Here is a 21106-nt window from a genome sequence, read left to right on the forward strand (position 1 = left end):
CGTCAGCCTATCCGCCGCGCACTCGGGCCCGTCCGCACCTGCATCGCACCGGTGAACCCGTCTCTCGCATCCTCGGCGTCCGTGGCTTCCCCTAGGCTCGGAGCATGCGCATCCTCCTGCGGTTCTGGCCCGATATCCGCCCCCGCGCGGGGCGCTATCTGGTGAGCATCCTCCTCGCGCTGGCCTCGACCGGCGTCTCCCTCCTCATCCCCGTGCTCACGGGGCGGGCGGTCGACGGGCCGATCGCGGAGCGCAGCCTCACCGGGCTCGCCGTCCTCACGGGCCTCGTGGTCCTCGTAGGCACCGCCGAGGCCGTCCTCCAGCTCGTCCGCCGCCTCCTGACTGCGGGGATGACGGCGGACTGGGAGGTGCAGTGGCGCCACCGCCTGTACCGGCACCTGCAGCGGCTCGACGCGGCCCGGCACGACGAATGGGACTCCGGCCAGATGCTCTCCCGCGCCACCAACGACCTCTCACAGCTGCGGCGCTTCTTCGCCTTCGGCTTCCCGTTCCTCGTCATCACCCCCGTCGTCGTGGTGCTCGGCGGGATCGTCCTCGCATTCATCGAGCCGGTGTTCGCCCTCGTCCTCGTGCTCATGGCGATCCCCACGATGGCCGGTGTCGCCTGGTTCAACGCCAGGTACAAACTGGCCTCCCGCGCCGCCCAGGACGCAATGGGCGAGGTCTCGACCTCCGTCGAGGAGTCCGTGCAGGGCATCCGCGTCCTCCTCTCCTTCGGCAGGAGCCCCTGGGCCGCGCAGCGCTTCCGCGGGATCGTCGAGCGGCTGCGCGGCCACGAACTGCGCAAGGTGCGGCTCGACGCTTGGCTGTTCGGCGTCGTCATGCTCCTGCCGCAGCTCGCCCAGGCCGCGATCGCCGGACTGGGGGCGTGGGGCGTGGTCGCGGGCTGGGCCACCCTGGGCGAGGTGGTCGCGGCGGTGACGCTCATGATGTACCTGCGCATGCCCATCGAGATGTTCGGCTTCCTCCTCTCCGATGCGCTCATGTCGCTCACCGCCGCCGCCCGCTACTGGGAGCTCATGGACATCGAACCGCGCATCGTCTCTCCCGGGAGCGCACGGGAGCAGAACCCCGAGCCGGGAGGCTCGGACGAGGGAGTCATCGAGTTCGACCGGGTCGGCTTCGTGCACGAGGACGCGGAGCTGCCCGTGCTCGACGGGATCTCGCTGCGGGTGGAAGCCGGGGAGACCCTCGCACTCGTGGGCACCACCGGCGGAGGAAAGACGACGCTGGCCGCTCTCGTCCCGCGACTCTTCGACGCGACGGCGGGAAGCGTGCGGGTGGACGGCACGGATGTGCGAGAGCAGCCGCTCGCCCGCCTGCGCTCGCGGGTGGGCGTGGCCTTCGAGGAGCCGATCCTCTTCTCCGCCACGGTGCGGGAGAACGTCCTCATGGGCGCGCAGTCGGCAGAGCGGGCCAGTGCCGGGGATGCGGCTGGTCCCGTAGAGGGAGCCGCTCCTCCGGAGGGAGCCGGGGAGGCCGCGGCCCTCGGGGATGCCGCTGCCCTCACAGATGCGCGGATCTGGGAGGCTCTCGAGGTCGCACAGGCCGCGGACTTCGTCGCCGAGCTCCCGGACCGGCTCGAGACGCAGGTGGGCGAGCAGGGGCTCGCGCTCTCCGGCGGTCAGCGGCAGCGGATCGCGCTGGCCCGGGCGGTGGCCGGGCGTCCGCAGTTCCTCGTGCTCGACGATCCGCTCTCCGCCGTGGACGTCGACACGGAGGACCGGGTGCAGCAGCGTCTGCGCGAGGCCCTCTCGCACACCACCGCGCTCATCGTCGCCCACCGGCCCTCGACCGCCGCGCTGGCCGATCGCGTCGCCGTCCTCGAGGATGGCCGCATCGCGGCGGTGGGCGGGCACGAGGAGCTGCTGGCGACTTCGGCGGCCTACCGCGAGCTGATGGGAGCGCACGCATGACCCAGAACTCCCCGGCAGCACAGGATTCCCAGGCGGAGCGGAACCCCCATGCGGTGCAGGTCTCTGCGGAGCAGCAGGCCTCACCGAGCACGCAGACCTCCAGGTCGAGTCGCAGTCCCGAGGAGCCGGACACCCTGCCTCCCGACATCGCGGTCCGTGCCCGCAGGCTGCTCGTGGAGCTCGTCCGCCCGCAGCTGCGGGGCTACGCGCTCCTCGTGACCCTGCTGGCGGCGTTCGGGCTCGGCAATGCGATCGGACCGGTCCTCATCGCACACGCCCTCGACTCCGGGATCCCGGGGGCGATCGCGGGCGACTCCTGGGCCCTCGCCGCTCCCCTGCTCGCCTTCGTCCTGGTCACAGCGGCCTCCGGCGTCTTCGACTTCACCTCGACCCGGCTCACGGGCACCCTCGCGCAGCGCCTCATGGTCACGCTGCGGCGCCGGCTGTTCGACCACGTCCAGCGCCTGGGCATCGGATACCACGAGCGGTCCACCTCGGGCCGTCTCGTGGCCCGGCAGACCTCGGACATGGAGAACATCCAGATCTTCCTCTCCGGCTCGCTGCAGGAGATGGCGATCGGGCTGAGCACCATGACCGTCATCGCCGTGGCCCTCGCGGTCATGGACTGGCGCCTCGCCCTCGTGATCTTCGCCGGCTTCGTCCCCCTCCTGTGGGTGTCGATCGCCTCCAACCGCGCACAGCGGCGCAACCAGCGCCGGACCCGCACCGCGATCGCCAGGGTGATCGTCCACGTGGTCGAGACGCTGGGCGGCATCCGCGCGATCCAGTCCTTCCGCCGCGAGGAGGCCAATGAGCTCCGGCTGCGGCAGGAAGACGCCGCCTACCGCTCCGCCACCGCCGCGAGTCTGCGAAACGTGGGCTGGTTCGCCGCCTCGACCCGGTGGATCGGCAATCTGTCGATGGCCGCCGTCCTCTTCGCGGGCGGCTGGCTGGTGATCGGGGACGGCCTGCAGGTGGGTGTGCTCACCGCTTTCCTCCTCTACGTCCGCCGCTTCTACGGACCGCTCGACGAGCTCGTCCAGGCATTCACGATGTACCAGTCGGCTCAGGCCGCGCTGGAGAAGGTCACGGCGGTGCTGGACGCCGAGCCCGAGGTCGTGGAACCGGTTCGCCCGGTTCCACTCCCGGCCGCGCCCGGGCCCGCGGGCGCCAGGCCCGCCGCGGAGGGTGCTGGGCCGACCGGGTGCACCGCGGCCGGCGACGACGGCACCGCCTCCGCCTCCGCCGGGCGCACCGTGTCCTTCGCAGGCGTGTCCTTCTCCTATGCGGGCGGAGAGCCCGTGCTGCGGCCCTTCGATCTCACGATCCCCGCCGGCGAGACCGTCGCGCTCGTGGGGCAGACAGGTGCGGGCAAGTCCACGCTCGTCAAGCTGCTCACCCGGTTCTACGACCCCTCGGAGGGGCATATCCGCATCGACGGGGTGGATCTGCGGGATCTCGCGGACGCGCAGCTGCGCCGCTCCGTCGTCATGGTCACGCAGGAGTCGTACCTGTTCGGAGGGACCATCGGGGACAACATCAGGATCGGCCGGCCCGAGGCCACGGACGCTCAGGTGCGCGCCGCGGCGGAGGCCGTGGGCCTGGCTCCGTTCATCGCCCGCATGCCGGCCGGCTACGAGACGGATGTGAGGAAGCGCGGCGGACGCCTGTCCTCGGGCCAGCGGCAGCTCGTGAGCTTCGCACGGGCCTTCCTCGCCGACCCCGATGTGCTGGTCCTCGACGAGGCCACCGCGCACCTCGACATCCCCTCCGAGCGGCAGGTCCAGGAGGCGCTGGCGACCGTGCTGGAGGGCCGCACCGCGGTCATCATCGCCCACCGCCTCTCGACGGTGGACATCGCCGACCGCGTGCTCGTCATGGAGCATGGGGAGATCGTGGAGGACGGCGCACCGACAGATCTCATCGCCGCGGGCGGCCGCTTCGCGAGCCTGCACGAGGCCTGGGAGGAGTCGAGGGCATAGGGACGGAATCTTCGGAGGCCCACCGGTGTTATCCGGGTACGACGAGCCTCCGTTCGGCCGTCGGATTCGGCCCTCGGCGGAACGGACCGCCTCGTCCGGGACGGCACTGCACAGCGAACACGCCGTCCCCAGGGAGGGAGGATCATGTTCCCGCACAGCGCAGCTCTTCTCACATCGCACGGCCGCGAGGGCTTCGGGCCGCTGTTCCGGCTCGGCAACCGGCTGCAGTACCTGCTCCTGTGGGTCTTCGGACCTGCGCGCCTGTCCCATGCGCAGGATCCGCGCGAACAGCTCACCCGCGAGTACCGGCGCAGGAAGGAACTCGCGAGGGGCGCCGCAGACGGCCACGGGGCCTGAGCACACCACTCTGAGAGATGGGCTCCGGGCGGACGCCTCAGGCGCCGGCCGAGTCTCCCCCGTGCCGCTCCGCCGCGTCCGCACGGTCGATGAGGTCGTGCAGGGTGTCCCGCAGCGAGGCCAGCTCCTCCGCATCCATGTCCAGGATGCGGAGGATGCTGGGCGGAATGGCCAGCGCCTCGGCCCGCAGCGCGCGCCCTGCCGAGGTGAGTTCGACCAGGCGCACCCGCTCATCGGAGGCGGCGTGGACGCGCTTCACGTATCCGGACCGCTCCAGTCTCGCCACGAGCGGGGAGAGCGTGGCCGGCTCGAGGTGCACGGAGCGCGCGAGATCGCTCTGCCGTCGGGGACTCTCCTCCCAGAGCGCGAGCATCACGAGGTACTGCGGATGCGTCAGTCCCATGGGCCCGAGCAGAGGACCGTAGAGGCCGATCACCTTGCGGGAGGCCACCGCGAGGGCGAAGCACACCTGTGCGTCGAGCCGGAGCAGATCGTCGTCGTCCACGCTCCGAGGGTACGCCACCTCCGCCTCCTCCCCCACTGCTATAGTTAGTGCACTAATTAATTGCGCCATGCGCCCGCAGTCCGTCGAGAAGGGACGCCATGCCCGCGAACGATCCCCCTCAGCAGAAGCCCACGGGAGACGACAGCTTCAGCCTGTTCTTCAGGTTCTGGAACCGCTTCGAGTACATGGTCCTGCACGTGATCGGCCCGCCCCGCCTGAGCGAGTCCATGGACCCTCGCGCCCGGCTCCAGCGCGAGTACGAGCGCAGGAGGGAGCTCCACGAACAGTGGCAGGCCTCGCGGTGAGCTGAGACACTGGCAGAAGCGGACCGAGGCCGGCTGGCCCCGGCCGCCGAGCGCCGACCGGCACCCGAGGGGAACTGGAGGACAGGCACCATGAACGCTTCCGCAGAGCAGCAGGACCGGTTCGACTACGTCATCGCGGGCGCGGGAGTCGCCGCCGCCTCCGCCGCGACGGCGATCCGCGAGGCCGATCCGGACGGCACCATCGCGCTCATCGGCCGCGAGGACGACGGGCCCTTCTACCGCCCGGACCTCTCGAAGACGCTGTGGCTCGATCCCGATGCGAAGCTCGACAGCGGCTGGCTGCTGGAAGACGAGGTCGGCGCGGAGCTGCTGACCGGCACCTCGGTCACGGCGGTCGACACCGAGGCACACACCCTCACCCTGTCCGACACCCGGACCCTGGGCTACGGACAGCTGCTCCTGGCCACCGGCGCGGAACCGCGCTCGCTCGACCTGCCGGAATCGCCGCGCATCCTCACCTACCGCACCGTGGCCGACTACCGTCGCCTGCGCGAGCTGGCGGCACCCGGAGCGCGCATCGTGGTGGTGGGCGGCGGGTACATCGGCGCGGAGGTCTCGGCGGCGCTGAATCAGAACGGCGCCTCCGTCACTCTCATCATGCCGGGCACTGCGATCCAGGAGTCCATGTTCCCCGAGGCGCTGGCCCGCATGGTCACGGACGCCTACCGGGAGCGCGGGGTCGAACTCGTGACCGGCACCCGGGCGACAGGAGCCGAGGCGACGGGTGAGACCGTCACCGTCACCACGGGCCGGGGCGGGGCCCACACGGCCGAGGCCGTGGTGGTGGGCGCGGGCGTGATCCCCAACGACCAGGTCGCACGGCTCGCGGGCATCACGGTCGATGACGGCATCGTCGTCGACGCTCACCTGGCCACGAGCGCACCGGACGTCTGGGCGGCCGGCGATGTCGCCCGCTACCCGGATGCACTGCTCGGCGTCCGCCGCGTGGAGCACGTCGACAATGCCGAGCACCAGGGCGCGACCGCGGGCAGGAACATGGCCGCCGCCCGCACGGGCCGGGGCACTGTCGAGGCCTACGCGTACACCCCGATCTTCTGGTCGGACCTCTTCGACTACGGCTACGAGGCCGTGGGCGAGCTGAGCGCGCGGCTCGACACGACCGAGGACTTCACGGACGACCACAGCGCCGGCATCGTCTACTACTCCCAGGAGGACCACGTGCGCGGCGCCCTGCTGTGGAACGTCTGGGACTCCACGGACAGGGCAAAGGCCCTCATCGCACAGACGGCCGCGGAGCCCAAGTCCGGTGAGGAGCTCCGGGGCTCGATAGCCCTGGAGTGACGAGCCCCCTCTCCGAGGGAGACAACAGCCACAGCTCCACCCAACCCACAGGCCCGGTCCGCCCCCCTCTCACGGTTCCGCGGACCGGGCCTTCGCGCGCCGCCACGGCTCAGAGCCCGAGGCGAACACGGAGATGTCGAGTTTTCTTGACATATGCATGTCAAGGATGGTTAACATTGAGATGTCAAGAGAACTCGACATCCCAGTGAGGGGCGCCCACCATGAGCCCAGAGCACTCCCCTGTCCGCGCCCGCCGCAGATCCGCGGGGCTCACACAGGCGGAGCTCGGGCTGCGGGTGGGCGTGTCGCGCCAGACCATCGTCGCGGTGGAGAAGGGCGACTACGCCCCGAGCGTCTACCTCGCCCTGCGGATCGCCCGCGAACTGGATGCCGCAGTCGAGCAGCTTTTCCCGCTGGAGGAGGAACGGTCATGAGCACACGGAACCCGCATGGGGGCGGACCCCGGCGCGGCAACGCACCGCACGGCCGCGCCCGCCGCTTCGCCCGCTTCGCCGACGCGGTCGCCGGCCTCACCGACCCGTCCATGGGCGATGAGCGCGAGCGGGACGTCATCCTCCGTGCGGGCACAGCAGCGATGACAGCGGCCCTCTTCACATTCATCGCCCTCGGCCTGCTCCTGGCCGCGACGGGAGCCGTTCTCCAATCCGGCCTCGCGATACTCGCCTCGGCGGTGCCGAACTTCGTCTACTTCCGCTACTGCAGCAGCGAGGGCCTCGACAATGCGCAGGTCTACAGCCGCACAGCGCCCCGCCGCCGGCGCCTCACGATGGCGATCGGAGCGATCTGCGCGCTCGTCTGGCTGGGGCTGCTCGCCGCCTACGCCATCACGGGTGCCCCGCTCATCGACCTCAGCTGGGCGACCACGCGGATGGAGAGCACGAGCACCTGGACGGGCGCCCTCGTGGGCGGTGTCGCAGGGGTCGCTGCGACCTTCGCCGTCCTCGGGCTGCTGGTCCGCTCCGGCCGCCGTCGCACGGAGCTGGAGCGCACCGCCCCGGATGAGGACTGAGCCTCCCGCTCCCCTGACGCCGTATTCCCGTCGTCACCTGAAGAAACATCACAGCCCTGCCCGTCGAGGCGCGGTTAGAGTGGTCTGCGTCAGCTCCCCGGCCGACCGGCGCAGCAGCGCCCGGCACCGAGGACCCCCGAACCAGAGAGGCGACCCCATGACGGTTCCCACACTCACCCTCAACGACGGAAAGACGATCCCGCAGCTGGGCTTCGGCGTCTTCAAGGTCGATCCGGCCGAGACCGAGCGCATCGTCACGGACGCGCTCGCCGCCGGCTACCGCCACATCGACACCGCCGCGATCTACGGCAACGAGGAGGGCGTGGGCGCCGCACTGGCGAAGTCCGGCATCCCGCGCGAGGAGCTCTTCGTCACCACCAAGCTGTGGAACGACCGCCGCGGTGCCGAGGACGCCCGCGCAGCCCTGAACGAGAGCCTCTCCAAGCTGGGCCTGGACCACGTGGACCTCTACCTCATCCACTGGCCCACCCCGGCCAACGACAGGGTCATCGAGACCTGGGAGACTTTCGGCAAGTTCCGCGAGGAGGGGCTCACCACCTCGATCGGCGTCTCGAACTTCGACCACCGCTTCCTGCCCGCGATCCTCGAGACAGGCATCGTCCCCGCCGTCGACCAGATCGAGCTGCACCCGCAGTTCCAGCAGATCGCGACCCTGCCGCTGCTCGCGGAGCACGACATCAGAATCGAGGCCTGGGGCCCGCTGGGGCAGGGCAAGGTCGACTACGCGAGCACGGTCATCGGCGAGATCGCCGAGGCCGTCGGGGCCACCTGGGCCCAGGTCGTCATCGCCTGGCACCTCGCCAAGGGACACATCGTGTTCCCCAAGTCCAACCGCGCCGAGCGCATGGCGGAGAACTTCGCGGCCAAGGACGTCGTCCTCACCGCCGAGCAGGTCGCGGCGATCGACGCCCTGGAGAAGGACGAGCGCGTCTCGGCCGATCCCGCCGAGGTGAACTGACCGCGGAGCGGCACCTGCGGGGACGGCCGGCATCGTCCGGGCGTCGCGTCTCCGCTCTGGGACTGCGGGTCCGCATGGACACCGAGTCTGCGGAACGGCTTTCCTCCTCCGGTTCACACCACGAAAGCTCCGGGGTGCCACGCTGCAGCGTGGCACCCCGGAGCTTTCGTATGAGCACCCGGCCGGCCCCTGCGCCGCGAGGGGCCCGCCGTCAGTGCTGCCTCAGACCGTCGTGGCTCCCACGGCCGCGGACTTCACGAGCTGCGCGTACTTGCCGAGCACGCCGTGCAGACGCGGGTTCTCCGGCAGCGTCCAGTCCTTGCGGCGCTCGGCCAGCTCCTCCTCGGACACGCCGAGCTCGATCGTGCGCTCGGGGATGTTCACGCTGATCGGGTCTCCGTCGCGGACGAAGGCGATGGGCCCGCCGTCCACGGCCTCGGGCGCCACGTGGCCGATGCACAGGCCCGTGGAGCCCCCGGAGAAGCGGCCGTCCGTGATGAGCAGGACGTCCTTGCCGATGCCCGCGCCCTTGATCGCGCCCGTGATCGCGAGCATCTCGCGCATGCCCGGCCCGCCCTTGGGACCCTCGTAGCGGATCACCACCACGTCACCGGCCTTCAGCTCGCCATTGAGCACGGCGTCCATCGCCGGCTGCTCGCGGTCGAACACGCGGGCGGTGCCCTCGAAGACGTCCGCATCGAAGCCCGCCGACTTCACGACCGCACCCTCCGGGGCCAGCGAGCCCTTGAGCACCGAGAGGCCGCCCGTGGCGTGGATGGGGTTGTTCAGCGCGCGGAGGATCTTGCCGTCGGGGTCCGGCGGATTGATCCGCTCGAGGTTCTCAGCGACGGTCTGCCCGGTGACGGTGAGGCAGTCGCCGTGCAGCAGGCCCGCGTCCAGCAGCGCCTTCATGATCACCGGCACGCCGCCGATCTTGAAGACGTCGTTCATGACGTACTGGCCGAAGGGCTTGACGTTGCCGAGGTGCGGCACCTTGTCGCCGATCCGGTTGAAGTCGTCGAGGCTGAGGTCCACACCCGCCTCATAGGCGATCGCCATGAGGTGGAGGACGGCGTTGGTGGAGCCGCCGAAGGCCATCGTCACCGCGATCGCGTTCTCGATCGACTGCCGCGTGATGATGTCCTTGGCCGTGATGCCGTGCCGGAGCAGGTTGACCACCGCATCGCCGGACTGGCGGGCGAGGATCGTGCGGTTGCGGTGGATCGCCGGCGGGGCGGCGGAGCCGGGCAGGGACATGCCCATCGCCTCGGCGGCCGAGGCCATCGTGTTGGCGGTGTACATGCCGCCGCACGCACCCTCACCGGGGCAGACGGCGCGCTCGATCGCGTCGACGTCGGCCTCGGTCATCTTGCCCGCGCGGCAGGCGCCCACCGCCTCGAACGCGTCGATGAGCGTCACCTCCTTCTCCGTGCCGTCGGAGAGCTTCGCGGTGCCGGGCATGATCGAGCCGTTGTAGAGGAACACGCTGGACAGGCCCAGGCGGGCGGCGGCCATGAGCATGCCCGGGATCGACTTGTCGCAGCCGGCGAGCAGGACGGAACCGTCGAGGCGCTCCCCGCCGAAGACCGTCTCGACGGAGTCCGCGATCACCTCGCGCGAGACGAGCGAGTAGTGCATGCCCTCATGGCCCATCGAGATGCCGTCGGAGACGGAGATGGTGCCGAACTCCAGCGGGTACCCGCCGGCGGCGTGCACGCCCTCCTTGGCCGCGCCCGCGAGGCGCTGGAGGGAGAGGTTGCAGGGGGTGATCTCGTTCCACGAGGAGGCGACGCCGATCTGGGGCTTGACCCAGTCGTCGTCGCCCATGCCGACGGCGCGGAGCATGCCGCGGGCGGCGGCGCGCTCGAGGCCGTCGGTGACGTCGCGGGACCGGGGCTTGATGTCCACGCCGGGCTTCGTCGCCCGGAGCGGAGCCTGTGCCGTGCTGCTGGGGGATGCGCTGGTGTCGTCAGAACTGCTCATGGGGCGATCTTAGGACCGCCGCCCGCACCCGCTCCCGCCGGGGTCCGCGATGCGGACCGGATGACGGCCCCGAGGTCGGAACGGCCCCGGAACCACGGCGCCCACCAGCCGGGAAAGGGGATCAGAGCGCCGAGGCGCCGTCCCGTATGCGAGACGCACCCGGCCCCTGCCCCCATTAGCGAAGGGCAGGATGCCCGAATGCCCCGCCGGACCGGTCCGGCGGGGCATTCGGGCTCGACCCGGGCCTCGGGCGTGGTCTCAGCCCCGGACTCGGCCGGCTGTGCGCTCAGTCCAGCTCTACCACGTTGAGCGGGGGCTCCCCGCGCCCCAGACGGCGGACCTGCTCTGTGAGCAGATTCGCGATCCGGGGGTGGAAGGCGGAGGCGTCCCCGCCCACGTGGGGGGTGAGCAGCGTGTTGGGCGTCGACCACAGCGGGTGCCCGGCCGGCAGCGGCTCCGGGTCCACGACGTCGAGCGCGGCGTGGATGCGGCCGGTGCGCAGCTCGGCGACCAGCGCGTCGGTGTCGACGACGGCGCCGCGGGCGACATTCACCACGAGCGCGTCGTCCGGGAGCTTGGCGAGGAACTCCGCATCGACGAGGCCCTTGGTCCGCGGAGTGAGCGGGGTGATGAGGACGACGACCTCGGCGGCGGGCAGCAGCGCGTCGAGCTCGTCGATGGAGCGGATGGACCCGCGCTCGTCCTCCCGCGCGCGGGTGGCCACACGCGTCTGCTTCACCTCGAACGGCTCGAACCGGTCGAAGATCGCATTGCCGATCCCGCCCGCGCCGACGATGAGGATGTTCCGGTCGGCCAGCGAGCGGCGGTGGATGTGGTCCCACTTCTCCTGCAGCATGTCCCGGGCCGCATCGTCGATGCCGCGCAGGCTCGCGAGCGTGAGGGCGACGGCCAGCTCCGCCGTCGCCGCGGTGTGCACGCCCGAGGCCGTGGAGACCGTCACCTCCGCTCCCACCTTGCCGACCACCGCGTCATAGCCCGTCGACTGCAGCTGCACATGGCGGAGGCGCGTGAGCTCGCCCAGCCGCTCGATGGTGGGGCCGGCGTTCAGGTAGGGCAGGACGACCGCGTCGATGGTCTCCGGATTGAGGCCGGGAGACTGCTCCTCGGCGCTCCACACGACGAACCTGAGGCGGGACTGCTGGTGGTCGACGATGCGGGCGTCGATGGTGTCCCGGAGTTCCGCGGTGGGGAAGGCGATGGTGGTGACGAGGCCCTCGGGAAGCTGCTGCGCTCCGGCGACGGTGCCGTTGTGATCTGTGCTCATGGGATCAGTGTGGCACGGAGCGCGGCCCCGTCACCCCAGCGCTCCCCCGACACGCGCGGAGAGCCCGCCGAGGGCCTCGATCTCCTCGGGCGCGAGCACGGAGTCGAAGACCTCCCGCACCCGTTCGCGGTGCGCCTGGCCCACGCGGATGAGCTGCCGAGCCCCGGCGTCCGTGAGGATCACGTGCTGCACCCTGCCGTCGTGCGCGGCCCGCTCCTTCCGCACCCAGCCGCGTTCGGCCAGCGCCTTCGCCCGGTAGCTGAGGCGGGGGACGGAGAAGACGAGGCGCTCGGCGAGCGCGGTCATGGCAAGCGTCCGCTCGGGCGCCTCGGCGAGCACCATGAGCACATTGAAGTCGCCGAGCTCCATGTCCGAGTCCTGCTTCATCCGCTCGCCCAGGTGGGCGATGAGGCGCTGGGAGGTCTCGAAGTAGGTGCGCCACGCGCGCATGACGGCGGGCTCGCCGAGGAGCTCGCCGCCGGAGAGCAGACTGACCGCGCCGCTGGGCGGGCCGACCTGCGTCTCGCCGGCGGACATCGTGCCGAAGGGCGCCTCACCTGCGGATGCCGCCCCGGCGGGCACCTCCTCCGATGCCTCCGATGGTCCTGCCGTCATCGCCGTCGCGCCTCCCCTCATCGTCCCAGCAGCTGGGCGAAGGGGATGACGGATTCGGGGTCGAACTCGTCGCGCAGCCGGGCGGCACGCGCCTGCGCACCGGGGTCGGCCCTGAACCGGAGGCCTCCTGCCTCGTGTGAGGCCCCCGAACCGCTCTCCGGCGCTCCCGCGCCGCCAGCCACCGCGCCCATGAGTGCGACGAGCTCCGCGGCCGCGGCCGCAATGCGCTCCCGCAGCCCGCTCGCCGCACCCGCGCCCCAGTCGTCTGTCGCGGCGAACACCGCGGTGGGCGCGGCGATGCCCTTGAGATATGCGATGAGGGGCCGCATCGCGGCCTCGGCGGCGAGGGAGTGCCGGGGCGTGCCGCCCGTCGAGCCCAGGAGCACAGGCGTGCCCGCGAGCGAGGCGTCGTCGATGAGCTGCCAGAACAGGGTGTGGATGCCCACGGGGGCAGCCTTGTAGACGGGAGCCACCGTGATCACCGCATCCGCCCGGCGCACTGCGGCGAAGGCCTCCTCGACCTCCGGGGCAGGCACCCCGGAGACCGTGAGGTCCGTGAGCGCACGGGCGAGGCCGCGCAGCCGCACATGGGTGGACCGTGCGCGGACGCCTCTGGCTGCCAGCAGGCCGAGGACGGCATCGAGCATGCGCTGCGCGAGGCGCGTGGTCGCGGAGTCCTCGCTCAGACCGCTGGACACGACGACGATCTCGGGGCCCTCCGCCGGCTCTCCCGAACGGGCTCCCTGCTGTGCTTCCCGCATCACTGCCTCCGACGCCGTCATCACCGGGCCTCCTGTTCGCTCCGCGCCGCCTCCGCGGCGAGCCGGTCCTCGTGCGCGCGGGAGCCCGGCGCCCCTCCGGGCACGGGATCCTCCCCCGCCCGATGCCGGGCCGCCAGCCACTCGTGCGTGGGCGCATCAGGCACGTCGGCGGGACGCGCGGCGTCGAACTCCTTCCGCAGCGCGGGGACGACCTCCTCGGCGAGGATGTCGATCTGCTCGAGGACCGTCTTCAGCGGCAGGCCGGCGTGGTCGAGGAGGAAGAGCTGCCGCTGGTAGTCGCCGGCCCACTCGCGGAAGCCGGCGTAGCGCTCGATGACCTGCTGCGGGCTGCCGACGGTGAGCGGGGTCTGCTCCGCGAAGTCCTCGAGGCTGGGGCCGTGGCCGTAGACCGGCGCATTGTCGAAGTACGGGCGGAACTCGCGGACGGCCGCCTGCGAGTCCTTCCGCATGAACACCTGCCCGCCGAGGCCCACGAAGGCCTGGCGCGCGGCGCCGTGCCCGTAGTATTCGTAGCGCTGCCGGTACAGGTTCACCATGCGGGCGGTGTGGCTGGTGGGCCAGAAGATGTTGTTGTGGAAGAAGCCGTCGCCGTAGTAGGCGGCCTGCTCCGCGATCTCAGGGCTGCGGATGGAGCCGTGCCAGACGAAGGGCGGGACGTCGTCGAGCGGCCAGGGGGTGACGGTGAAGCCCTCGAGCGGGGTCCGGAAGTTCCCCTCCCAGCTGAGATTCCGCTCGCGCCAGAGGCGGTGGAGCAGGTTGTAGTTCTCGACCGCGAGCGGGATGCCGGCCCTGATGTCCTTGCCGAACCAGGGGTAGACGGGGCCCGTGTTGCCGCGGCCCATCATGAGGCTCACGCGCCCGCCGGCGAGGTGCTGGAGATAGGAGTAGTCCTCCGCGATGCGCACCGGATCCGTCGTCGTGATGAGGGTCGTCGCCGTCGAGAGGTGGATGCGCTCGGTCGCAGCGGCGATGTGGGCGAGCAGCACCGGCGGGTTCGCCGGTGCGACGAAGGGCGGATTGTGGTGCTGGCCCGTCGCGAAGACGTCGAGGCCGGCCTCCTCCGCGTGCTTGGCGATCGTCAGCGTCGCCTGGATGCGCTCGTGCTCCGAGGGAGCGGTGCCGTCGGTCGGATCGGTCGTGACATCGCCGATCGTGAAGATGCCGAACTCCATGTCGGGCTCCTCCTGCTCTCATCCGGTCTAGTTTCAGTTTCAACCACTTACTGAAAAGTTTAACCAGAGTGCGCGCAGAATTGTTCCCGCGGTCCTGTGCGAGTGGTCACAGGCGAACCCGGCCCGGCGACACGCCGCGGGCCCCGCACGGAATCTCGTCCGTGCGGGGCCCGCGGCGTCGGTGGATCGGCCGCCTCATGCCGGCCCCGGCGGCTCAGCCCGTGATGCGCATCGTCTTCGCGACCGGCAGGCCGTTGACCACGCGCTGGGTGAAGCCCTCGGCTGCGGTGACCTGGGCCGGCAGATCGCTCAGCGGCACCACGACGGCGTCCTGGAAGGCCTGTTCCTGCAGCTCCGCATAGATCGCGCAGCGGGCGGTCTCGTCCTCCTCGGCCATCGCCGCGCCCAGCTGCGAGAGCAGTTCGGGGTGCGGATTCCCCGTGCTGTTGCGCCCGCCTTCCTCCGTCGTGGGCCCGACCACGCGCGAGAGGCCGCCGTAGACGGTGCCCGAGAGGTTGATGAGGTTGATGACCGCCATGTCCCACGATTCGGGCTTCGTCGCGAGCTCCGTCGCGAGGCCCGCGTTGTCGACGGTGCGCAGCTCCACGTCCGCGCCCGCCTCCCCGAGGACCTGGTTGATGTACGTGTTGCCCGCTCCCCTGCCCACCGCCTGGGTCCCGAGCTGCACGGCGGACACGCCCTCCAGGGCGGTGGCCGCGGCCTTGGGATCCGGTGCGATGAGGGCGTCCGGGCTCTCGTTCACGCAGGGGACGGTGTCGCCCACGATGCTGTTGGCGGGTGTGCCCAGCCCGCTCGTCGCCGCCTGCACGAATGCCTGCCGGTCGAGCGCCTGGGCGACGCCGCGACGGGCCTCGGCATCGGCGAAGGGCCGCCCCTCCCGCTCGTTGAAGAGCAGGAACAGATTGCCGGTCGAGAACCTCTCCGCAGCGAACCCCTCCTGATCGTCGAAGCGCGTCATGGGCTCGCCCGTGATCGTGGCGAGATCGAGATCGCCGGCGATCATGCTGTTGGCGATGCTGTTGTAGTCGGCGCTGATCGTGTACCGGATGTGCGCGGCGGGCTCGCCCTCGAGCGGCGTCGCGTACTCGGGGAACGTGTAGCCCTCCTCCCGCAGCTCGAACGAGACGCTGGCCCCCGGCGTGAACTCCCCCAGCGTGTACGCGCCGGAGAACGCCGCCTCGACGGTGCCCTTCGCGGTCCCCTCCGGGTCCTCGAGGCCCGCGGGGCAGACGATCCCGGTCTCCGGCATCGTGAGCCCCTGCGCCATGTCCGCCCAGGGCGTCTCCAGCTCGATCGTCACGGTCCCTGCATCGTCGTCCGCCGTGATCGCGGGGGTCGAGGGGCCGAACACGAGGTCCTTGTTGCTGGAGACCTCCGCGAAGGCGTCGAGCGAGTCCTTCACGACGGTGGGGGTGATCGGGGTGCCGTCGGCGCAGCTCGCGCCCTCCCGCAGCGTGAAGGTGCCCTGCTCCGGGCTCACCTCCCACTCGGCGGCGAGCTCGCCGGCCTGGGCGCCGCCCTCGTCCTGCGCCAGCAGCGTCGTGTAGAGCAGGCCGTTGGCCGTCGTGCCGGGCACGCCGGAGGAAGTCATGGGATCGAAGCTGCTGGGATCGGCGATGAGCGTGGACCGGAGGGTGTCGGTCGTGCCTCCGCCCTCGCCCCCTCCGGCTCCGGCCGAGCCTGTGGTGCAGGCGGTGAGGCCGAGGGCGGCGACCGCGAGGCCCGCGACGGCGGGGGCCAGGCGATGCGCTCGGAGGCCGGAGCGGGGACTGCCGGTGCGGGGACCGGATGGCTGTGCGTGCATGGTTCTCTCCTCGTGGGTGCGAAGGCGTGCGGGATGGGGCGCGGGCTCAGCTCGGCTGCAGCTCCCGTGCGATGCGGGCGAGCGCGGGCTCGATGACGGGGATCGGCACATCGGGCGCGACCGGATGTGCGCCGAAGAGCGCGATGACGATCTCCCGGCGGGGCGAGACGTACAGGCGCTGGCCCGAGCGCCCGCGTGCGACGAGGGCGCCCTCCCCGTCCAGCGGCAGCCACCAGCCGCGGCTGTACGCGAGCACGGGCTCGTCCCCGGGCCTCTCGTCGCCGGTGCCCAGCACATCTGCCGCGAGTCCCGAAGGGATGCGGCCGAGGCCTGCCACCAGCTCCTCCGGCAGCACCTGGGCCCCGCTCGCGGCTCCCGCGCAGCGGATCACCTCGCCGATCCGGGCGAGGTCGTCCAGTGTGCAGGCGAAGCGGCCGGAGACCAGTTCCCGTCCGGTGGTGTCGAGTGCGAAGTGCGCGTCCTGCTCCGCGCCGATCCGGGAGTGCAGCAGCTCGGAGAGCAGCTCGGCGACCGGCCGGCCCGTCACCCGCCGCACCACCTCGCCGAGGGCCTCCGTGTTGCCGTTCTCGTACCGGAAGGCGCGTCCGCTGCCGGCCTCCGCCGAGGCCGTGGCCAGGCGCTCGAGCAGCGTCCGCGGCCCGCTGTATCCCTCCGGCGGCTCGACCATGCCCACCGCGGCGAAGAAGGCGCGCGCCTCCGTCTCCTTGTGGAACGGGCGACCCCCGTAGCGCACCTCCGTGAGCATGTGGAGGCAGTGGTCGACGAGCGCCTCGCCGAAGCCCGTCCCCGCCAGCTCCGGGACATAGCGGTGCACGGGAGCGTGCGGATCGATCTCGCCCGCGCGGACGAGGCTGAGGAGCAGGAGCGCGAACACCGACTTCGAGATCGAGGCGGTGACGTGGAGGTCGTCGGTGCCGAAGCCGTGGCGGAGCTCGCGATGCACCGCGCGGCCGCGGTGGAGGACGAGGAGGGCGGTCGCGTCCGCAGCGTCGAGGAACTCCGCCAGCGGCACCTCGGGCCCCGGACGCCCGGCGCCGAGCGGCGCGGGGACGAGCAGGCCCGACAGCGAGGGCTCCCGAGGCTCCTCCCGCAGCGGGGAGGGCGCGGCCGGCCCTCGCCGCACGCGCCGGGTGGGCATCCTCTGCTCGTCGCCGATCATGTGGGCCCGGATGACCGCCGGGTCCCGGAATCTCTGTGCGGCCGTCATGACAGTGCGAATCCCTTCGCTCCGGGCACCGAGTCGAGCAGGGTGCGGGTGTACTCCTGGGCGGGTGCGGCGAAGACGCGGTCGATCGCGCCGGTCTCGACGATCTGCCCGCGGCGCATGACGACGACGTCGTCGCAGACCGCCTGCGCCACCGCCAGGTTGTGGGTGATGAACAGCATCGAGTGGTCCGCGCCCTTCGCCCGCAGCTCGGCCAGCAGCCGGACCACCTCGGCCTGCACGGAGACGTCGAGCGCGGAGGTGATCTCATCGGCGACGATGAGCTCGGGAGCCACCGCCAGTGCGCGGGCGATCGCGATGCGCTGCCGCTGCCCGCCGGAGAACTCGTGCGGATAGCGCGAGGCCGCCTCCGGGTCGAGCTGCACATCGGCCAGTGCGGAGGCGATCGCATCCGCACGGCTGTGCGGTGTGCCGCGGGCGGGGTCGAAGGCCTCCGCGAGGGTCTGGCCGATCGTCCGCCGCGGGTTGAGCGAGGAGTACGGATCCTGCGGGACATACTGGATGCGGCGGTGGAGCGCACGCCGCTGCGCCCGCCGCGGGCGGCTCACGTCCTCGCCCACCACCTCGAGCGCGCCGCCGTCGATCCGGTGCATGCCCACGATGGCCTTGGCCAGCGTGGACTTGCCGGAGCCGGATTCGCCCACGAGCCCGACCACCCGGCCGCGGACCACATCGAGGTCGATGCTCCTGAGCACGTGGTGGGCCCCGAAGCTGAGGTCGAGGGAGCGGGCCCGGACCACCAGCCCGGGATCCGCCGGAGACCGCCCTGCGGCACCGGCTCTCGCCTCCGCGGTGTGCACGGTCGCGGTCATCGCGCCTCCTTCCCGGCCGGAGCCGTCGCCTCGAGCGGGACGTCCGCGCCCGCCGCCAGACCGCGCTCGGTGTCGATCTCGGGCACCGCGTCGAGCAGGGTCCGGGTGTACGGATGGGACACCTCGCCGGCGGCGAGCTGAGCGCCCGTGAGCTCCCCGACGACCTCGCCCGCTCGCATGACGACGACGCGGTCGCACAGCTCCCGGACCACGCCGAGGTCGTGCGAGATGAACAGGATCGCGGTCCCCAGGCGGTCCCGCAGGGCGCGGAAGGCCCGGAGCACGCCCACCTGCACCGTGACGTCGAGCGCGGTGGTGGGCTCATCGGCGATGAGCAGGGACGGGCGGGTCACGACGGCGGCGGCGATCATGGCCCGCTGCCGCATGCCGCCGGAGAGCTGGTGCGGGTGCTGCCGCATGCGCAGCTCGGGCTCCGTGATGCCGACCGTCTCCAGCGCCTCCGCGACCCGGGCGCGCGCCTCCTTCCTCGGCACTCCCATGTGCGTGCGCAGGACCTCGGTCAGCTGCGGGCCCATCGTGCGGGAGGGGTTGAACGTGGTGCCGGGGTCCTGATAGATGAGCGCGATCTCGCGCGCGAGGTCCGCGGCCGCGGGGGTGCCGAGCATGTTCATGGCGCCCACGCGCAGCTCGTCCGCGCTCTGGCCGAGCTCATCGGCGAGCAGCCCGGCGACGGAGAGCGCCGTGAGGGACTTCCCGGAACCGGACTCCCCCACGAGGCCCACGATCTCCCCGGGCTCCACGTGCAGGTCGATGCCGTGGACGAGCTCGGTCTCCCCGCCGGCGCTCGTCACGCGCAGATCCCGCACCCGGACGAGGGCGGTGTCGCCCGTCGCGGGGACGGCGCTCGCCTCGGCCACCTTCGCCCGCGGGGCCCAGCGGCGGGCCGCCCGCGGGTTCGCGTGCGCGGCGAGCCCGTCGCCGATGAGCATCGCGGCCACGGAGGCGAGGACGATCATGACGGCCGGTCCCAGCGCCTCGACGGGCTGGGTGTAGAGGGACTCGAGGCTGTCGTTGAGCAGGGAGCCGAGGTCGTACTGCGGCTGCTGGACGCCGAGGCCCACGAAGGACAGCGCGGAGATCTCGACGAGGACGGTGGCGAAGATCGTCGTCGACAGCACCAGCAGGGGCTCCGCCATCGAGGGGATCATGTGGCGGGTCGCGAGGTGCCACGAGCCCACGCCCAGGAAGCGCGCGGTGAGGAAGTACTCGGCGCGGGCGGTCCGACCCGCCAGGTTCGCCGTCACCCTGGCGAAGCCGGGGATGCCCGCGATGCCGAGGGCGATGACGGCGGTGGTCGCGCCGGGCAGCAGGATCGCGGCGATGATGAGCGCGGTGATGAGCGTGGGATAGGCCACCGCGGTCTCCAGCAGGCGCAGGCACCACTCCCGCACGACGCGCGGCGAGAGCCAGATCGCGATGCCGGCCGCGAGGCCGCCGGCCACCGAGATCGCGGTGGCGAGCACCGTCATCACCAGGGTCAGCCGCGTGGCGACGAGGGCGCGCGCGAGGTTGTCCTGGCCGAAGTCGTTGGTGCCGAGCGGGTGGTCGGCGCCGGGCGGCAGGGCTACCTCGCCGGTGAACTCGTGGGCGGCCTGCGAGACGAGGAGTGGGGCGATGAGCGCGATGAGGACGAGCACCGCCATCGCGATGACGCCAGTGGTGAACGCCGGCCGCCAGAGGGTGCGTCTGCGTGCGGGCATCAGTGGGCCTCTCCGTCGAGGGTGCGGGGGTCGACGAGTGCGAGCACGATGTCGACCAGGAGGATGAGCAGCGTCGCGAGCACCCCCAGCAGGAGGATGATCCCGCGGATGACGGGGTAGTCGCGCTGCATGATCGCCTGGACGATCCCGGTGCCCAGGCCGGGCCAGCCGAAGACCGTCTCCACCACAACGGCACCGCCGAGCATGCCCGCGAGGATGAGGCCGGAGAGGGTGAGCGTGGTGGTGAGGAGATTGGGGAGCACGCAGCGCACCGTGATCTGCCAGGTGCTCAGCCGCCAGCCGCGGGCCGTGCGCACATAGTCCTCCTCGAAGATCGAGGCGGCCTCGCGGCGGACGATGCGCGCGAGCGCGCAGGCCGGCCCGATCATCACTGCGGCCGTGGGCAGCACGAGGGAGGCCAGGGTCTCCGCACCGGAGGCGGGCAGCCAGCCGGCCCGGATCGCGAAGACGTAGACGAGCAGCGTCGCGAGGACGTAGTTGGGAACGGCGAAGACGAAGCTGGTGAGCGCGTTGAACACGTGATCGACCGCGGGGCGGCGGCCGCCGCGGGTCAGCAGGGCCACGGCGGTGCCCAGCGGCACGCCGATGAGCAGGGTCGCGCAGATGGCGATGAGCGCGATCTCCGCCGTGAAGGGCAGGCGGGAGAACACCACCGCGCTCACCGGCACCCCGGTGGCGAAGGAGACGCCGAGGTCGAAGGTGAGGACGCCGCGCAGGTAGTCCGCGAACTGCACGAGCAGCGGGGCGTCGAGCCCCAGAGCCGTGCGGGTCCGCTCGATCTGCTCCGCCGTCGCGCCCTCGCCCGCCGCCACGACGGCGGGGTCGCCGGGCAGGAGCGGGACGATGAGGAACGTGATGAGCAGCAGGAGAGCGAACGACAGCAGCACTCCCCCGCCCCTGCGCAGCGCGAAGCGCATCCAGGGATGGTGGGCCAGCCGGGAGCGCTCCCGCCGTGCGGGACGGGAGCCGGCCGATGCGCCCGTGGCGAGGGCGAGGGCCATGTGCAACACCTCCTCGTGTCAGTGCGGCGCAGGGGCTCTCCCGCTCCGAGCGGGAACCGATGCATGATGTGCGCCACGAAACATACTGTGGCTTTTCAGACATGATGTCAAGATTCGCGTCGAGCATCGTCCACGGCGTCCGCACACAGGGCCCGCGCACAGGGCCCGCGCGCGGCAAGCAGTGCGCACGGACGATCGGCGCTCAGAACCCGCCGGACACGCAGA

General features: G+C 71.7%; 19 protein-coding genes. 8 read left to right on the forward strand and 11 right to left on the reverse strand.

Going from position 1 to position 21106, the window contains the following annotated elements; all coding sequences use genetic code 11:
- The first annotated feature begins 104 nt into the window (after nucleotides 1-104).
- The 3 genes from K318_RS25280 (at nucleotide 105) to K318_RS0114620 (ending at nucleotide 4276) form a co-directional block, all read left to right on the forward strand.
- Nucleotides 105-1937 carry an ABC transporter ATP-binding protein gene (locus K318_RS25280; protein ID WP_029090020.1) on the forward strand — a complete coding sequence of 611 codons (1833 nt, stop codon included), beginning with the start codon at nucleotides 105-107 and terminating at the stop codon, nucleotides 1935-1937.
- Nucleotides 1934-3919 (forward strand): ABC transporter ATP-binding protein, encoded by a 1986-nt coding sequence (locus K318_RS25285; protein WP_084500281.1) that lies wholly within the window; start codon nucleotides 1934-1936, stop codon nucleotides 3917-3919. The genes K318_RS25280 and K318_RS25285 overlap by 4 nt, the downstream gene beginning before the upstream one ends.
- Before the next feature lie 144 nt (nucleotides 3920-4063).
- The gene (locus tag K318_RS0114620; protein ID WP_029090021.1) at nucleotides 4064-4276 is read left to right on the forward strand and encodes a hypothetical protein; all 213 of its coding nucleotides are present in this window, start codon (nucleotides 4064-4066) and stop codon (nucleotides 4274-4276) included.
- A gap of 37 nt (nucleotides 4277-4313) precedes the next feature.
- Here K318_RS0114620 and K318_RS0114625 read toward each other — a convergent pair whose 3' ends face one another.
- A complete protein-coding gene (locus K318_RS0114625; protein WP_035282130.1) occupies nucleotides 4314-4781 on the reverse strand; it encodes a MarR family winged helix-turn-helix transcriptional regulator in 468 nt (155 codons plus the stop codon).
- A 98-nt stretch (nucleotides 4782-4879) separates the two neighbouring features.
- On the opposite strand from K318_RS0114625, the gene K318_RS0114630 reads away from it, so the two are divergent.
- The 5 genes from K318_RS0114630 to K318_RS0114650 all read left to right on the forward strand — a co-directional run bounded on the left by K318_RS0114630 (nucleotide 4880) and on the right by K318_RS0114650 (nucleotide 8418).
- Nucleotides 4880-5086 (forward strand): hypothetical protein, encoded by a 207-nt coding sequence (locus tag K318_RS0114630; protein WP_029090023.1) that lies wholly within the window; start codon nucleotides 4880-4882, stop codon nucleotides 5084-5086.
- A 90-nt stretch (nucleotides 5087-5176) separates the two neighbouring features.
- Nucleotides 5177-6409 carry an NAD(P)/FAD-dependent oxidoreductase gene (locus K318_RS22265; protein ID WP_035282131.1) on the forward strand — a complete coding sequence of 411 codons (1233 nt, stop codon included), beginning with the start codon at nucleotides 5177-5179 and terminating at the stop codon, nucleotides 6407-6409.
- A gap of 221 nt (nucleotides 6410-6630) precedes the next feature.
- Nucleotides 6631-6843: a helix-turn-helix transcriptional regulator gene (locus K318_RS0114640; RefSeq protein WP_029090024.1), complete on the forward strand. Its 213-nt coding sequence runs from the start codon at nucleotides 6631-6633 to the stop codon at nucleotides 6841-6843.
- The gene (locus tag K318_RS0114645; RefSeq protein ID WP_029090025.1) at nucleotides 6840-7439 is read left to right on the forward strand and encodes a hypothetical protein; all 600 of its coding nucleotides are present in this window, start codon (nucleotides 6840-6842) and stop codon (nucleotides 7437-7439) included. The genes K318_RS0114640 and K318_RS0114645 overlap by 4 nt, the downstream gene beginning before the upstream one ends.
- A gap of 157 nt (nucleotides 7440-7596) precedes the next feature.
- A complete protein-coding gene (locus K318_RS0114650; RefSeq protein WP_029090026.1) occupies nucleotides 7597-8418 on the forward strand; it encodes an aldo/keto reductase in 822 nt (273 codons plus the stop codon).
- 222 nt (nucleotides 8419-8640) lie between these two features.
- On the opposite strand, the gene ilvD is transcribed toward K318_RS0114650, so the two are convergent.
- The 10 genes from ilvD to K318_RS0114700 form a co-directional block, all read right to left on the reverse strand.
- The gene (gene ilvD / locus K318_RS0114655; RefSeq protein WP_211233343.1) at nucleotides 8641-10401 is read right to left on the reverse strand and encodes a dihydroxy-acid dehydratase; all 1761 of its coding nucleotides are present in this window, start codon (nucleotides 10399-10401) and stop codon (nucleotides 8641-8643) included.
- Nucleotides 10402-10687: 286 nt separating this feature from the next.
- Entirely contained in the window at nucleotides 10688-11686 is a 999-nt protein-coding gene (locus K318_RS0114660) for a 2-hydroxyacid dehydrogenase (protein WP_029090028.1), read from the reverse strand.
- Between the two features lie 30 nt (nucleotides 11687-11716).
- The gene (locus K318_RS22270) at nucleotides 11717-12301 is read right to left on the reverse strand and encodes a MarR family winged helix-turn-helix transcriptional regulator (protein WP_051298065.1); all 585 of its coding nucleotides are present in this window, start codon (nucleotides 12299-12301) and stop codon (nucleotides 11717-11719) included.
- A gap of 17 nt (nucleotides 12302-12318) precedes the next feature.
- On the reverse strand, nucleotides 12319-13083 hold the full coding sequence (locus tag K318_RS0114670) for a CE1759 family FMN reductase (RefSeq protein ID WP_051298066.1): 765 nt from the start codon (nucleotides 13081-13083) through the stop codon (nucleotides 12319-12321).
- Nucleotides 13083-14255, reverse strand: a complete 1173-nt coding sequence (locus K318_RS0114675; RefSeq protein WP_029090030.1) for an LLM class flavin-dependent oxidoreductase — start codon at nucleotides 14253-14255, stop codon at nucleotides 13083-13085. The genes K318_RS0114670 and K318_RS0114675 overlap by 1 nt, the downstream gene beginning before the upstream one ends.
- A 214-nt stretch (nucleotides 14256-14469) precedes the next feature.
- Nucleotides 14470-16080, reverse strand: coding sequence for an ABC transporter substrate-binding protein (locus K318_RS22275; RefSeq protein ID WP_051298067.1), 1611 nt, complete (start codon nucleotides 16078-16080; stop codon nucleotides 14470-14472).
- Between the two features lie 46 nt (nucleotides 16081-16126).
- Nucleotides 16127-17308, reverse strand: coding sequence for a serine hydrolase domain-containing protein (locus tag K318_RS0114685; RefSeq protein ID WP_035282133.1), 1182 nt, complete (start codon nucleotides 17306-17308; stop codon nucleotides 16127-16129).
- Complete coding sequence (locus K318_RS0114690) at nucleotides 17305-18138, reverse strand: ABC transporter ATP-binding protein (RefSeq protein ID WP_029090032.1); 834 nt, start codon at nucleotides 18136-18138, stop codon at nucleotides 17305-17307. The genes K318_RS0114685 and K318_RS0114690 overlap by 4 nt, the downstream gene beginning before the upstream one ends.
- Nucleotides 18135-19859 (reverse strand): dipeptide/oligopeptide/nickel ABC transporter permease/ATP-binding protein, encoded by a 1725-nt coding sequence (locus tag K318_RS22280; RefSeq protein WP_084500288.1) that lies wholly within the window; start codon nucleotides 19857-19859, stop codon nucleotides 18135-18137. The genes K318_RS0114690 and K318_RS22280 overlap by 4 nt, the downstream gene beginning before the upstream one ends.
- The gene (locus tag K318_RS0114700) at nucleotides 19859-20881 is read right to left on the reverse strand and encodes an ABC transporter permease (RefSeq protein ID WP_084500289.1); all 1023 of its coding nucleotides are present in this window, start codon (nucleotides 20879-20881) and stop codon (nucleotides 19859-19861) included. Before K318_RS0114700 ends, K318_RS22280 begins: the two co-directional genes overlap by 1 nt.
- Nucleotides 20882-21106 lie beyond the last annotated feature (225 nt).

Origin of the sequence: Brevibacterium album DSM 18261, from assembly GCF_000426445.1 — a bacterium.
Classification (GTDB): domain Bacteria; phylum Actinomycetota; class Actinomycetes; order Actinomycetales; family Brevibacteriaceae; genus Brevibacterium; species Brevibacterium album.